We start from the raw sequence: 13115 nt of genomic DNA on the forward strand, positions 1-13115 counted from the left end.
GCGAAGTCGGTCCACGTTGGCGCAGCCCTAAAAAATAGGCCGGCAGATGCGTCGAAAGGCGTAGCTCACCTTAGGGTGGGCGAGAGCAACTGAGTATGCGGCCTTCGGGCTCCGGATGGTCTCCGGCGAGGTTCTCCCTAACGAGGAGGAGCATACCTCGGCAAAATGGGGGGCAGGTATGTGCAAAGCTTATTTGGCAGAAAATGCTTCGCGTATCGCCTCGCGAAAGACATCACGCCCGTTGGGAATACTGTTCAAGCCCCGTCGGCTTGGGTGCGGGACGTGCCAAATCATGGAGTCGGGGTTGAGCGTCATGAATTTCTGGGCCTTCCGGGCAATGGCATCGGCGAAAACGAGGCGCGTCACACCTGATAGGCGCAATAAGGTGGAGTTCAGTTCAGCTCCATCGCGCAGGTTTTCTTGGTTGATACGCATTCCAAAAGCAGGAAGCGAGTTCAGCACGAGCAGTTGGTGGTGGCCCGCGCCGATTGCATCGAGAGCTGCCCTTAAAAAGCGGGCAGTTGGGTCCGGGTTGCGCACGCCGATCATCCTGGTGACCTGCGCGCCGCTGCCGGCTGTATAAGGACTGCCAGGGTCCTGCAGCAAAAGCGCGACGCGATACGGGCCGCAATGATACGGAGCGAGCGCAGGCATGTCCCATCCGCGCCGCTCTCCGAGTTCAGCATATGCTTTGGCTATGTCCATAAAACGGCGATGGCACGCATCGCGCATGGTCATCAACCCTTTGCCCTCGCGCGGGATGGATTCTGACCACCCCTCCTGCACTCGTTGCGCCCCTGATGCCCTTATTTTGTTCGCCTGGCGCGATACGATACTTCGCACTTAGTTGCATCTTGCCGTCAACTGCAGGCGTGCTGAGGATACGCAACCTTTCGGAACTGGTCGCTTGCGGACGGCTTCATGATGGTGTCCGGGGCCTTATGTCCGCCCCGTTGTGCGGGCGCTTGACTGTGTATCCCTGAATAATCCTCTCTCGTGGTAGCGGGAAGCGCTGGGAGGCGTGCTGGAGCGTTTCGGGCGAGGTAGAAGCCTCCTACTCCTACGCCTGAGCGGGCTAGATGGCGCTGAGGCAGGTCCTTTGCGCGTCAGGCGCGCGCCCTGGCAGCTGACTCGAAATACACGAGCTCGTCGTCATCGTCGGCCAACGCCGCAGGTTCTGGCGCAGGCGGTTCACGATAGTGGTAGGCTGGCCCCGTGTGCGGCGGCTCAGCCATCTGCGTCGTCGCGAACGTCACGATCTGGTTGTGTGTCTTGGCTCTAGGCCATCGATCGTCGGAACCCAACCGAGCATTAACAGCGCGCTTGCTGTCCAGCCCTCGTTAAACGATGCTGCCACCAGCTGGCCGTTTCGTCGGAGAGCGTCACTAAATCGTAACTCGCACAATAACTTGGAAGTCGCATCATGAAGTCGGCAGCCCTTTCAGCACTTCTGGCGCTAGCGTTCTTCCCGGCAAACGCAGCAGAATTGCTCGTGTTGCCAGGTCAGTCTGTTGTCTATGTCATGGGCGAGATAACGGACAGCGATGTAGCTCAGTTTGAGGGCGTGCTCACACAGCATTCCATTGAAACCGTGGCATTGCGCGGACCAGGGGGGACGTTGACGGCCGCTTACGAGATCGGCGAGGTCATTAGAAGAAATCGGCTGACCACCGAAATAATTGCTGGTGAAGAATGCGCTTCTGCTTGCGCCATAATCTTTTTTGCTGGCTCAGAGCGTATCATTCATGATGGCGCACGTTTGGGCCTTCATCTTCCATTTTTGAACCTTTCGCCGAATAACGTTATGACTGTGTGTGAGCAGGTTACCGGCCTTGTAATTGGTGCAAATTCCTTTGCGGATATCGTGCGCCGACATTACGATGGTGACACCTCAACACAAGCTGAACGTGATGCGCAGGTGATAGTCGAGTGTGTGGGTCAAGCATACCAACTTGGGTATAGGGAAGCTGCTCGGCTCAGCGAATGGTTGGCCGATTCTGGGATAGATCCGGGGCTACTCACTGTTCTGTCAGAAACACCATCACACGATGTCCTCTGGATTGATGAACAATCAGCTTCGCGGTTTCGGGTATATTCTGGGACCGGTGACTAGGCTTGGGACGCCGACCGACAAGCACGAAAAGTGGTCGATATCAGCGGCATCGCTTACGGAAATCATTGTCGGACGGCCTCGTAGCATGCAAGTTCATGGCAACGGGGAGAAAAAATGCCGTCGGTCGACGAGTTCATCACCCGCTGGAGCGCCTCCGGCGGCAGCGAGATGTCGAACTTCCAGAGCTTCGCAGCGGAGCTTTGTGACGTCCTCGGCGTCGAACGACCGAAACCTGCCCAGAGCGACGGCCAGACGAACGACTACCGGTTCGAACGCCCGGTCACCGAGACCCACACCGGGTCGCGCAGGCAGCGCAGGATCGACCTCTATCGCCGAGGGTGCTTCGTCATGGAGGCGAAGCAGGGCGCCGGCCCCAAGGCCGAGGCCGAACAGCTCAGCCTCCTTTCGGTAGACGACGCTCCGCAGGCCAAGCTCGGACACGGCCGCCGCGGCACGCGTGGGTTCGAGGACACGATGCTTCGCGCGCGCAACCAGGCGGACGGGTATGCACGTGCGATCTCGAAGGAGGACGGCTGGCCGCCGTTCCTGTTGATCGTCGACGTCGGTCATTTCATCGAGATCTACGCCGACTTCTCGCGGCATGGACAGGGCTACACGCAGTTCCCCGATGGCAGCCGCTACAGGATCACGCTCGAGGACCTCCGGGACGATGCGGTCCGCGACCGGCTTCGTTCGATCTGGACCGACCCCATGTCGCTCGATCCATCGAAGACAGCCGCCCGCGTCACGCGGGAGATTGCCGCGCACCTCGCCGAGCTCGGCAAGAGCTTCGAGGGACAGGGGCACGACGGTGAGACCGTCGCCCGCTTCCTGATGCGATGCTTGTTCACTATGTTCGCGGAGGATGTCGAGCTTCTTCCGAAGAACTCCTTCCGCGACAAGCTGCGGGAGCTGCGGGGACGGCCCGAAATGGCGGCGCCTGTCCTCCAGACGCTCTGGGAGACCATGAACACCGGCGGGCCATCCACGGTCCTCATGACGCGGCTTCTGAAGTTCAACGGTGGCCTCTTCAAGGACCCGACCGCGTTGCCCCTGTCGGAAGTTCAGCTTTCCTTGCTGATCGAGGCCGCGGAAGCGGACTGGAAGCATGTGGAGCCGGCAATCTTCGGCACGCTCCTCGAGCGCGCGCTTGACAGGAAGAGCCGGCACAAGCTGGGGGCACACTACACGCCGCGCACTTACGTCGAGCGCCTGGTTATGCCAACGATCATCGAGCCTCTCCGAGCCGACTGGAGGGACGTGCAGGCGGCCGCAGATCTCCTCCGGAGCCAGGGCAAGGACAAGGAGGCCCTGCAAGAGGTCCGAAGTTTCCACCGGAAGCTATGCGAAGTGACGGTCCTCGACCCGGCCTGCGGCAGCGGGAACTTCCTCTATGTCGCGCTCGAGCTCATGAAGCGCCTCGAGGGCGAGGTGATTGCCACCATGGAAGAGCTGGGCGAGACGCAGGCGACGCTCGGCCTCGCCGGGCACACGGTAGACCCGCATCAGTTCCTCGGGATCGAGCTGAACCCCTGGGCGGCGAACGTGGCCGAGCTCGTGCTCTGGATCGGCTACCTGCAATGGCACTACCGCACCCACGGGAACGCCGCGCCATCCGAGCCGATCCTTCGCGACTTCAAGAACATCGAACATCGGGACGCGATCCTCACTTGGTCGGACCGGACGCCTCGCGTGGACGCCGAGGGCACCCCGGTTGCGCGCTGGGACGGGGTGACGACGAAGCGCCATCCCGCGACGGGAGAGGAGGTGCCAGACCCCTCTGCCCGCGTACAGATCTACGACTATACCAACGCGCGGCCGGCGAAATGGCCCGAGGCAACCTTCATCGTCGGCAACCCGCCGTTCATTGGCAACAAGCGGATGCGGGAAGCCCTCGGCGACGGCTATGTCGAAGCCCTGTGGCGGGCCTATCCGAAGATGCCGCAAAGCGCTGATCTGGTAATGTTCTGGTGGGAGAAAGCCGCGCTGATGGCACGTGCCGATGACGGGCAAAAGGGTCTCCGTCGCTTCGGCCTGATCACCACGAACTCGCTGCGTCAGACTTTCAACCGCCGGGTGCTGGAGCCGCATCTTGGGGATGGGAAGCCCAAGTGGTGCAGGGGCCCATCTTGCCGCCTTTCGCAAGCCGTCGATTATCTTCCAGTTGTCTTTTTTGATACCAAGCACCTGCTCCCATTCCGTTTGTGTGAACCGCTGCTTCCCGTGGGCGATCTGCACGATGTGCCAGCACGTCAGCTCGATGTGGGCGCAAGTTTGCATGTAAATGGCGTGCTGCACGAGAAAACGTGCAGGAAGCATTCCTTCGACAATCGTTTGCATGCCAAGCCCTGTTTTCTATTGCGATTGTGGGCGCGAATGGTCGATGGGACATGCCCTCACTCTTGCTGATATAGCAGCCTTTGAAGTTCCGGTGAGTCAAACCACGTCGCAGGCCAGACTAGCGCAACGACCACGGCCGCCGGCATTCGGACTGCGACGTGTGTCTCGTTTGGCAACACCTCGAGTAGCATTACGAAGGTGACCGCAGCGCCGAAGCCGTTGAAACAAATCTATCCTGTATGAGCTTCGGAGAACGCGGCAGCGCGCGCTCGACGGTGGCGCAGGAACCTGGCAACCTTGACGATCAGGGGCTCCCATTTCACTTGGACTTCCGGCGCTTCCTCCGGCTGTGCGATGGGTCGTGATGATTGAGCGACAGATAGATCAGCGGGCTCGGCGCTATGGTGTTGCGGCTGTTCAATGGATCCGCGCAGAGACCCCCGCCACTGAGGGCGTCAGTCCGTGCTTCTGTCCCGCCGCCTGTCGATCCATCGACTTGAGCGTCGCATTTGTCGACTCTAACTTCTTCCGCTGCTTATTGGTCAACGCGTCTTGCGACCGCATCCTTTGCACCTGCCGGTAGAGCTTCTATCCGAGGGCTTGAGGTGTTTCGCTTCCTTCAAATCTGTCATCTGACAATTGAACCTCCCAAAAAAATCTCCACAAAGCCGCGCGGGCTTAGGTGGAGTATGAACCGGGTCGCCGGATTTTTGCCCCACCCCCGCGACAGACCGCCCCCCTTCGCTGTGGTGCGCGTGGGGCACCTTGAAGGGCCGGGGCAGGCTTTCCCGCCCCGGCTGCCGGTCTGGTCGCTGCCTAGGCTGCTGCTGGCCGTGGTGCGGCTTCCGTTGCGCCCCTCAGCGTGTCCTCGATCTGCACCGCAAGCTGCCGCACCGCGTCGGCCTCGTTGGGATGGTCGGACTGTGCAGCCATGATCGGGGCGAGGGCCTGAATGGCGACGGCGGCAGTGCGGGTTTTGGAAGTCGCGCGTTCGATGTGGTCGGGCATGGGTGTCTCCATCTGCCTTGTGACCGGCCCGAAGTTTCGAGCCAGGGAAGCAAGGGCAGAAGGTCGCATCGGAGGCCTGATGTGGGTGGGAATGTGGGTTGGCCCAAGGCGACTCGCCGTATTCTCACGAATAATCAATGCTTTGCGCGGAAGGCATGGCTGGGGTGGTAGGATTCGAACCTACGGTACACGGTACCAAAAACCGCTGCCTTACCGCTTGGCTACACCCCAACTGTGTCGAGCTAGCTACTCAATCGGCCGCGGGGGATCAAGACCCGGCGGCGACTTTTGTGCGCTGTCGCTCCGCGATCTGCGCGTAACCCTGTCTGCCGCGTCCCGCAAGCCGCCGGCTCCGGTGTGCGCGGTCGCCTAAAGGCGGATCGGGTTCGCCTTGGCGAGCGCGTCGAAGTCCATCAGGCCGCGGATCAACTGCGGCATCTGGTCGAGCGGGATCATGTTCGGGCCGTCGGAAGGGGCGGTGTCGGGCGCCTCGTGCGTCTCGATGAACATGGCCGCGATCCCGAGCGAGACGGCGGCCCGTGCCATCACGGGGGCGAATTCGCGCTGCCCGCCGGACGAGCCGCCCTGGCCGCCCGGCTGCTGGACGGCGTGCGTCGCGTCCATCACGACCGGGTAGCCCGTCTTCATCATCTCGGGAAGCGCGCGCATGTCCGTCACGAGCGTGTTGTAGCCGAAGGAGACGCCGCGCTCGGTCAGCAGGATGCGCTCGTTCCCGGTCGAAGCGACCTTTGCCGCGACGTTGGCCATGTCCCACGGCGCCAGGAACTGGCCCTTCTTGACGTTGACCGCCGCGCCCGTTTCGCCGGCGGCGATCAGAAGGTCGGTCTGACGGCACAGGAAGGCCGGGATCTGAAGGATGTCGCAGGCCTGCGCCGCGGGCGCGCAATGCTCGGGCGCGTGAACGTCCGTCAGTACGGGGCAGCCGACGCGGGCGCGCACCTCCGACAGGATTCCGAGGCCCGCCTCCATGCCGAGGCCGCGCCGGCCCGACAGGCTGGTTCGGTTGGCCTTGTCGTAGCTGGCCTTGAAGACGTAGGCGGCGCCCGCCTTTGCGCAGGCTTCGGCCATGCGGTCCGCGATCATCAGCGCATGGTCGAGGCCCTCGAGCTGGCAGGGGCCGGCGATCACGGTCAGCGGCCTGTCGTTTCCGACCGTGACCGCGCCGGGCAGGCCGGTGCCGATTTCCACCTCTCGCATGGGACGTCCTTTCGCCGGGGTCCGCGTCAGGAACTGACCTGTTCGCGCAGGATCGATACCGTCATCGAGATCAGAAGGTAAATCCCCGAGAAGACCAGAAGCGCGAGCAGCGTGTTCTCGAACGCCCTCGGGTAGGCGGCGGCGTCGGGCGCGATCGGGAAGACGCCGATCGACAGGTAGAGCGTCTGGCGGTTGGCCTCCATCCGGGCCATCTCCATCTGCTGGAGCGCCTGCGACAGCATCATCTGCCGCGTCTCGAGGTCGGCCTGCGCGATGATCAGCTCCGACTGGATGCGCGCCATCGAGACTTCGCCGCTTCCCGCCTCGGTTAGGCCGGCGCGCAGCTCCTCGATCAGGTTCTCGAGGCGGGCGATGTTGCGTTCGGCGACGGCGACGCGGGTCTCGTTGGGCCGCGACACCGCCAGCAGCTCGTCGAGGCGAAGGCGCTCTTCCTGAAGCTGCGTCTCGAAGTTCTGGATCTGGCCGAACACGGTCGAGACCTCGGCCTCGGTCGACAGCACGCCGCGCTGCTCCTGCAGGTTCAGGACGCGGTTCTGCGCCTCCAGAACGCGGCTCTCGGCCTCTTCGAAGCTTTCCCGCGCGCCGGCCATCTGGTCGCCGCGAAGACGCTGGCTCATCTGGTCCACGCGCTCCTCGGCGTAGCGGATCAGCGCCTCCGAGAAGGCCTGGCTGACCTGTGGGTCGGCGGCGGCGACCTCCATCCGGATCAGGCCCTCGGTGGGGTCGTAGCCGATCTGGAGGTGGCGGCGGTAGGTGTCGTACATCGCCTCGACCGTGGCATCGGGCGCGAGCCGGGTCAGGGGGTCGATATCGTCGCCCGAGAAATGCCCGCGAAACCCGAGCTCCTCGTCGAGCCGCAGCATCGCCTCGCGGCTTTCGAGGAAGGCCTGCACGGTGATGCTTTCCTGCACGGTGGCGAAGCCGCCGCTGCCCAGCAGTCCGCCGAGCCCCCCGCCTGCGCCTGCGCCGCTTTCGGCCTTCTGGATCACGAACTCGGTGTTGGTGGCATACATCGGCGTCGCCACCCGGAAGTAGTAGTAGGCCACCAGAAGCGTCGGAAGCAGCACGAAGAACGCAAGGCGCGTCCCCAGAAGGACCAGCTTCTTGCGGCGGCGGCGCGCGATGTCGCGCTGGACCTGCTGGATCTGGGCCGCACGATCATCGGCGATGGCGGGCTGGGACGGCGCGGGGTGCGGCACGGCAGGCTGGCTCGGGCGCGGGGCGGCCGGCAGTTGGTTGCCCGCGTCGCGGTCCGGGACCGCGGCGACGGCGGTGTCGGTGGCGGGCCGTGCGGGGTCCTGCCTCTGGCCTTCGTGGACCACCAGTTCCAGCTTGCCGCCGCGCGCGAAGGGGTCGATGCCCCGCTTGCGCAAAAGCCGCACGGCGTCGAAATCGGAGTCCGGCGAAAGCCCGTGCTTCTGGGCGATGCGGCGGGCCATGCGCAGCTGCCGTCCGGTCAGGCCTTCGGACCTGACCGCGGCGATGTCCTGATCGGCCGTGGGCGCGGCGGCGGGCACAGCGCGCGGGGGCTCTGCGTCGTGATGGGCGTCGTGGTGGGCGTCCTGCGCGGACGCGCCGTCGGCGGCCCTTTCCTCTCCCATCCTGTCATGCGCGGCCGAGCCCGGAAACGGCCCGAGCCCGAAGCCGTCTTCGGTGGGTTCCGTGCGCGGGGCCGAGGGCTGGGGCGTGCCGGTCACGTCCGCGCGCGGCCGCGCGGCCGGCGCGACGGCGGCGGGGGGCGTGGCGCCCGGACGGCGGATGCGGAATTTCCTAGCCCTGGGTTTCGTAGTCATAGAGCTGCCTTGCCTCTTCGAGCGTATCGAATTCGTAAAGTTGTCCGTCGCGCAGAACGGCCGCGCGCCGGGCGAATTTCTCCAGCGTCTGCATCTGGTGCGAGACGATGACGACGGTGGCATCCCTCAGCCGGTCGGCCAGGATGCCGCCTGCGCGGCGGTTGAACTCGGCATCCGTCGATGCGGGCATCCCCTCGTCGATGAGGTAGATGTCGAATTCCAGCGCCAGCAGGAGCGAGAAGTTGAACCGCGCCCTCATGCCGGCCGAGTAGGTCCCGAGCGGCATGTCGAAATATTCCTCGATGCCGCAGACCCAGCGGCTGAAGGCCTCCACGTAGTCGGGATCGAGCCCGTAGAGACGGGCGATGTAGCGCGCGTTCTCGGTGCCGGTGAGCTTGCCGATCACTCCGCCCATGAACCCCAGCGGGAACGAGATCCGGCAGTTCCGGTAGATATGCCCCTCGTCGGGTTTCTCCAATCCCGCCATCATCTTTATGAGCGTGGTCTTGCCCGTTCCGTTCGGCGCGAGGATGCCCAGCGAATAGCCCAGATCGACCTTGAAGGACGCCCGGTCGAGGATGACCTTGCGGCGCTCTCCGGTCCAGAACGACTTCGATACATCGGCGAATTCCAGCATTCCCGCTGTCTGCCCTTCGTTGCACGGCCCTTGGTGCCTGACCTGCCGGACGCCCGATCTCGCGCCGGGCTGACGCGGGCCACACTAGATGTGCTTTGGGACCGTTTTATGGTTTCTGGCCTCCGAGCGATACGCTTTTTTTCGCTCATTTGACGCAAGCGGGCGGCGGGGCGCCGGCCGGGGCGTGCCGACGGGCGGAAGCCGGCCGGCCCGAGGCGCCCGGCCGCGCGTCAGTCGTAGCCGTAGGCGTCGGGCGCATGGCAGACGTGGCGGGCGCATTCGATCTCCAGCGTCGTGGAGCGGATGCCGTGCCGTTGCGCGAGGCTGCGCTTCGCGTCGGCCTTCACCTTGTCCGCGTCGCCCCAGCGGTCTGGTTCGATCGCGAGATGGGCGTCGAGCGCGACCTGGTCCTCGGCGACCAGCCAGAGGCGCAGATTGTGCACGTCCGCCACCCCGTCGAGCGCGGCAAGGTCCCGCCGCACCGCCTCGGTGTCCGCGTCCTGGGGGCTTGCCAGCATGAGGATGCGGATGACCTTCGGCGTCTCGAGGCCCACCTGCAACAGGATGTAGCCCGCGATCAGCAGCGTCACGAGCGGATCGACGAAGGTCCAGCCGAACAGCAGGATCAGCGAACCGGCCACGATCACCGCCAGCGACCCCATCGCGTCGGCGAGGTTGTGGAGGAAGGCGGCGCGGATGTTCACGCTCGTCCTGGACATCGCGTAGGTCAGCGCGGCGGTGGCGAGGTCCACGACAAGCGCCACGCCCGCGATGATCACGATCAGCCAGCCCTCGACGGGGCTCGGGTCGAGGACGCGCAGCACCGCCTCGTAGACGAGGTACAGCCCGAGGACCGCGAGCGTGGTGTAGTTCACCAGCGCCGCGACGACCTCGGCGCGCGCGTAGCCGAAGGTCATGCCGGCATCCGCGGGCCTGCGCGCGATGCGGCGCGCGCCGAAGGCGATGATCAGGGCGATGGCGTCCGAGAAGTTGTGCAGCGCGTCGGCGATCAGCGCGAGCGACCCCGCGAAGATGCCGCCGATAACCTGCGCCGCTGTCAGTCCGAGGTTGACCGCGATGGCGAGGCCGACGCGCCTGTCGCCGGCGGATGCGTCCACATGATGATGTCCATGGGCCATGTCATGCCATGTAGGACCAGATCGTGCCCGCTGCGAGGGCCCCGGCGAAGGCGAAGCCGATATAGGCCGCGAAGACGCGCGGTTTCACCAGCGCCCAGACCGCAACGGCCGCCGGGATGCAGCTGACGCCGCCCGCTATGACGAAGGCCATGGCCGCGCCGGGGTTCATGCCCTGCGCAAGCAGTCCCTCCAGAAGCGGCACGGCGGCGTAGCCGTTGAGGTAGGCGGGCGCGCCCACCAGCGCCGCCAGCGCGATCGGCCCGAAGCCGTCCCCGCCGATGACGCCCGCGATGAGCTCGGCGGGGACGTATCGGATCAGCAGCGCCTGCAGGAGATAGGCGAGCATCAGCCACTTGCCGAGGAAGACGAGGTTGGCCCAGCCGCTGTCGCGGAAGATGCGCAACCGTTCGCCCTCCTGCCAGAAGCGCCAGTTCAGCGTCAGCTTCCGCGCCTTGCAGCAGCCGCCGACTGCGGGTTGGCTTCTGAGCGGGTCCGCGAAAACCGGCGTGGCCGCCATCAGCTTGACCGTCAGTCCGCCCGCAAGGCCCAACCCGACCGCGGCGACCGCCTTGGCGAGCGCGAAGTCCAGGCCGAGGCCGCCCGCGGTGATCGCGAACATGGCAGGGTCCATGAGCGGCGATGCGAGCCAGAAGGCCATGACCGCCGAGAGGGGCGCGCCCGCGGCCAGAAGCGCCGCGACGAAGGGGATCACCTGGCACGAACAGAACGGCGAGAGGCCGCCGACCAGCGCGCCGACGACGATCATCCGCGTCTCCCGTCCGGTGAACGCTCCGTCGAGCAGCCGCTCGGAACCGCTGGCCTTCATGACCGCGATCGCCGCGACGGCGAACAGGATGTAGGGCAGGGTGCCCGCGAAGCTTTCCAGCGTCTCCCCGATGGTCGGGACGACCTCCGGCGCATCGAACAGGGCGAGCGTCAGCACGATCAGCGCGCCGGTCAGCGCGACCTTGTCGATGCGCGCCCAGGCCGAGCCGAAGGGGCGCAGGGTCGTGGAGAGGTCAGTCATGGTGTCCGTCCGCAACAAGATGCCCGCCACGGTCGGCGCAGCATTCGGAAATCAGGAATTTCGACAATCCCTCGACTTCGCCGATGGCGATGGAGGTCAGGATGCGCCGCCCCTCGCGCCGCTGGATCACCAGACCGGCCGAGGCGAGCTGCTTGAGGTGATGCGTCAGGACGCTGCCGGTCACGCCGACATCCCCGCCGAGCGCGCCGATGGGAAGGCCCTCGGGCCCGGCGCGCACGAGACGCCGCAGGATCGCGAGGCGGGCCTCCGATCCGAGGGCGGCGAAGGCGGTGGCGGCCCAAGTGAGTTCGGGAAGGGGCAGAGCTGACGTTTTCATGATTCTATGATTATAGAAATATAAAATGGATGTCCATCGCGAATCTGCCGGGCCGGGGCTGACACCCGCGGCCGCCGCACCTAGCTTGCCTCCCATGATGCAAAGCGCGCTTCGCTCCGAGATCTCCGGCTGCCGTCTGTGTGCCGACCGTTTCGCCGCCACGGCGACGCGGCACAGTCCCAATCCCGTCGTCTGGTTCCGTCCCGGCGCGCGCATCCTGATCGCGAGCCAGGCGCCGGGACTGCGGGTGCACCAGGCCAACACGCCGTTCTGGGACCAGTCGGGCAAGCGGCTGAGGCAGTGGATGGGCGTCGACGAGGACACGTTCTACGATCGTTCGCGCGTGGCCATCGTGCCGATGGCCTTCTGCTTTCCGGGCTACGACGCAAACGGAAGCGACCTGCCCCCGCCAAAGGTCTGCGCCGAGACGTGGCGCGCCCGCGCGATGGAGCACCTGGGGCAGGTCGAGCTGACGCTGCTGATCGGCGCCTATGCGCAGGGCTGGCATCTTGGCGGGCGGATGCCTGTCACCGCCCGTGTCGCGGCATGGCGCGACCATGCGCCCGCCGTCTTCCCGTTGCCTCATCCGTCGTGGCGCAATACCGCATGGCTGAAGCGCAACCCCTGGTTCGAGGCGGAGCTTCTCCCCGTGCTCAGGACCCGTGTGAAGGAGGCCCTTGGCCGATGACGACGACCGACGCGCAAACCCCGCTCGACGCGGCCCACGCCGCGATGCTGGCAGCTGGCGACGAGGACGGCGTCGCGCGTCTGCAATGGTATGACCGGCTGGCCGGAAGCGAACTGTTCCTGCTTCTGGAGGCGGAGGCGGAAGGCGAGCGCGTCCGCCCCCGCGTCTTTCCGGTCGAGGGGGGCGCGTTCGTCTGCGTCTTCGACCGCGAGGAACGCCTTTCGGCCTTCGCCGGCGGGGCGGCGCCCTATGCCTCTCTCTCGGGGCGCGCGCTGGCCGGGATGCTGGCGGGGCAGGGGCTGGGGATGGCCGTCAATCTCGGCGCCGGCTCGGAAATGCTGCTCGACGCCGAGGCGATCGGCTGGCTTGCCGGAATGCTCGAACGCCGCCCCGACGAGGTCGAGGAGGCGCCCGAGGAAATAGCGCCGCCCAAAGGATTGCCCGAGCGTCTGTTGACCGCGCTCGACGCGCGCCTCGCCTCGGCGGTCGGTCTTGCCGCGAAGGCCTTCCTCGTAGGCGTCACCTACTCGGGCGGCCGGCGCGGGCATCTTCTGGCCTTCGTCGAGGCCATGCCGGGGGCGGAGCCGTCGCTTGCGCGGCTGGTCGGCGAGGCGCTGAGCTTTTCCGGGCTGGAGGCGGGCACGCTCGACGTGGGCTTCTTCCGCGGCACGGATCCCGTCGTCATGCGCCTCGTGCGCGCGGGCCTCAGGTTCGACCTGCCCGAACCCGGCGCGCCCGGCGAGCGCCGCGCGCCGGGCAGCGACCCCGACCGCCCGCCGCGCCTGCGCTGAGGC

Annotated in this window: 12 protein-coding genes and 1 tRNA gene; 4 read left to right on the top strand and 9 right to left on the bottom strand. The window is 65.6% G+C overall.

Features of this window, described 5'->3' with window-relative positions; all coding sequences use genetic code 11:
• Nucleotides 1-189: 189 nt before the first annotated feature.
• Nucleotides 190-738: a uracil-DNA glycosylase family protein gene (locus P6F26_RS05665; RefSeq protein ID WP_278027683.1), complete on the bottom strand. Its 549-nt coding sequence runs from the start codon at nt 736-738 to the stop codon at nt 190-192.
• Between the two features lie 685 nt (nt 739-1423).
• On the opposite strand from P6F26_RS05665, the gene P6F26_RS05670 reads away from it, so the two are divergent.
• Nucleotides 1424-2113: a COG3904 family protein gene (locus tag P6F26_RS05670; protein ID WP_278027684.1), complete on the top strand. Its 690-nt coding sequence runs from the start codon at nt 1424-1426 to the stop codon at nt 2111-2113.
• Between the two features lie 114 nt (nt 2114-2227).
• Nucleotides 2228-4522: a DNA methyltransferase gene (locus P6F26_RS05675; protein ID WP_278027685.1), complete on the top strand. Its 2295-nt coding sequence runs from the start codon at nt 2228-2230 to the stop codon at nt 4520-4522.
• Between the two features lie 747 nt (nt 4523-5269).
• Here the strand turns inward: P6F26_RS05675 and P6F26_RS05680 are convergent.
• The 8 genes from P6F26_RS05680 to P6F26_RS05715 all read right to left on the bottom strand — a co-directional run bounded on the left by P6F26_RS05680 (nt 5270) and on the right by P6F26_RS05715 (nt 11633).
• Nucleotides 5270-5461, bottom strand: a complete 192-nt coding sequence (locus tag P6F26_RS05680; protein WP_278027686.1) for a hypothetical protein — start codon at nt 5459-5461, stop codon at nt 5270-5272.
• A 156-nt stretch (nt 5462-5617) separates the two neighbouring features.
• Nucleotides 5618-5692 (bottom strand) — tRNA-Gln (locus P6F26_RS05685).
• 138 nt (nt 5693-5830) lie between these two features.
• A complete protein-coding gene (gene kdsA / locus P6F26_RS05690) occupies nt 5831-6679 on the bottom strand; it encodes a 3-deoxy-8-phosphooctulonate synthase (RefSeq protein ID WP_278027687.1) in 849 nt (282 codons plus the stop codon).
• 26 nt (nt 6680-6705) lie between these two features.
• Nucleotides 6706-8493, bottom strand: a complete 1788-nt coding sequence (locus P6F26_RS05695) for a KpsE/RkpR family capsule polysaccharide export protein (RefSeq protein ID WP_278027688.1) — start codon at nt 8491-8493, stop codon at nt 6706-6708.
• Nucleotides 8471-9130, bottom strand: coding sequence for an ABC transporter ATP-binding protein (locus P6F26_RS05700; RefSeq protein WP_278027689.1), 660 nt, complete (start codon nt 9128-9130; stop codon nt 8471-8473). The genes P6F26_RS05695 and P6F26_RS05700 overlap by 23 nt, the downstream gene beginning before the upstream one ends.
• Before the next feature lie 230 nt (nt 9131-9360).
• Nucleotides 9361-10269 carry a cation diffusion facilitator family transporter gene (locus tag P6F26_RS05705; RefSeq protein ID WP_278027690.1) on the bottom strand — a complete coding sequence of 303 codons (909 nt, stop codon included), beginning with the start codon at nt 10267-10269 and terminating at the stop codon, nt 9361-9363.
• A 1-nt stretch (nt 10270) separates the two neighbouring features.
• A complete protein-coding gene (locus tag P6F26_RS05710; RefSeq protein ID WP_278027691.1) occupies nt 10271-11296 on the bottom strand; it encodes a permease in 1026 nt (341 codons plus the stop codon).
• Nucleotides 11289-11633, bottom strand: coding sequence for an ArsR/SmtB family transcription factor (locus tag P6F26_RS05715; protein ID WP_278027692.1), 345 nt, complete (start codon nt 11631-11633; stop codon nt 11289-11291). Before P6F26_RS05715 ends, P6F26_RS05710 begins: the two co-directional genes overlap by 8 nt.
• Nucleotides 11634-11730: 97 nt before the next feature.
• Between P6F26_RS05715 and P6F26_RS05720 the strand changes: the two genes are divergently transcribed.
• Nucleotides 11731-12321 carry a uracil-DNA glycosylase family protein gene (locus tag P6F26_RS05720; protein WP_430736722.1) on the top strand — a complete coding sequence of 197 codons (591 nt, stop codon included), beginning with the start codon at nt 11731-11733 and terminating at the stop codon, nt 12319-12321.
• Nucleotides 12318-13112, top strand: coding sequence for an SseB family protein (locus tag P6F26_RS05725; protein WP_278027694.1), 795 nt, complete (start codon nt 12318-12320; stop codon nt 13110-13112). Before P6F26_RS05720 ends, P6F26_RS05725 begins: the two co-directional genes overlap by 4 nt.
• The last annotated feature ends 3 nt before the right edge of the window (nt 13113-13115 follow it).

This window comes from Roseicyclus salinarum (assembly GCF_029624655.1).
Taxonomy (GTDB): domain Bacteria; phylum Pseudomonadota; class Alphaproteobacteria; order Rhodobacterales; family Rhodobacteraceae; genus Roseibacterium; species Roseibacterium salinarum.

Coding starts and splice junctions, on each gene's coding strand:
- P6F26_RS05695 (WP_278027688.1), bottom strand. CDS start 8,493: ATGACTACGAAACCCAGGGCTAGGAAATTCCGCATCCGCCGTCCGGGC.
- P6F26_RS05725 (WP_278027694.1), top strand. CDS start 12,318: ATGACGACGACCGACGCGCAAACCCCGCTCGACGCGGCCCACGCCGCG.
- kdsA (WP_278027687.1), bottom strand. CDS start 6,679: ATGCGAGAGGTGGAAATCGGCACCGGCCTGCCCGGCGCGGTCACGGTC.
- P6F26_RS05710 (WP_278027691.1), bottom strand. CDS start 11,296: ATGACTGACCTCTCCACGACCCTGCGCCCCTTCGGCTCGGCCTGGGCG.
- P6F26_RS05670 (WP_278027684.1), top strand. CDS start 1,424: ATGAAGTCGGCAGCCCTTTCAGCACTTCTGGCGCTAGCGTTCTTCCCG.
- P6F26_RS05715 (WP_278027692.1), bottom strand. CDS start 11,633: ATGAAAACGTCAGCTCTGCCCCTTCCCGAACTCACTTGGGCCGCCACC.
- P6F26_RS05680 (WP_278027686.1), bottom strand. CDS start 5,461: ATGCCCGACCACATCGAACGCGCGACTTCCAAAACCCGCACTGCCGCC.
- P6F26_RS05720 (WP_430736722.1), top strand. CDS start 11,731: ATGCAAAGCGCGCTTCGCTCCGAGATCTCCGGCTGCCGTCTGTGTGCC.
- P6F26_RS05665 (WP_278027683.1), bottom strand. CDS start 738: ATGACCATGCGCGATGCGTGCCATCGCCGTTTTATGGACATAGCCAAA.
- P6F26_RS05675 (WP_278027685.1), top strand. CDS start 2,228: ATGCCGTCGGTCGACGAGTTCATCACCCGCTGGAGCGCCTCCGGCGGC.
- P6F26_RS05705 (WP_278027690.1), bottom strand. CDS start 10,269: ATGGCCCATGGACATCATCATGTGGACGCATCCGCCGGCGACAGGCGC.
- P6F26_RS05700 (WP_278027689.1), bottom strand. CDS start 9,130: ATGCTGGAATTCGCCGATGTATCGAAGTCGTTCTGGACCGGAGAGCGC.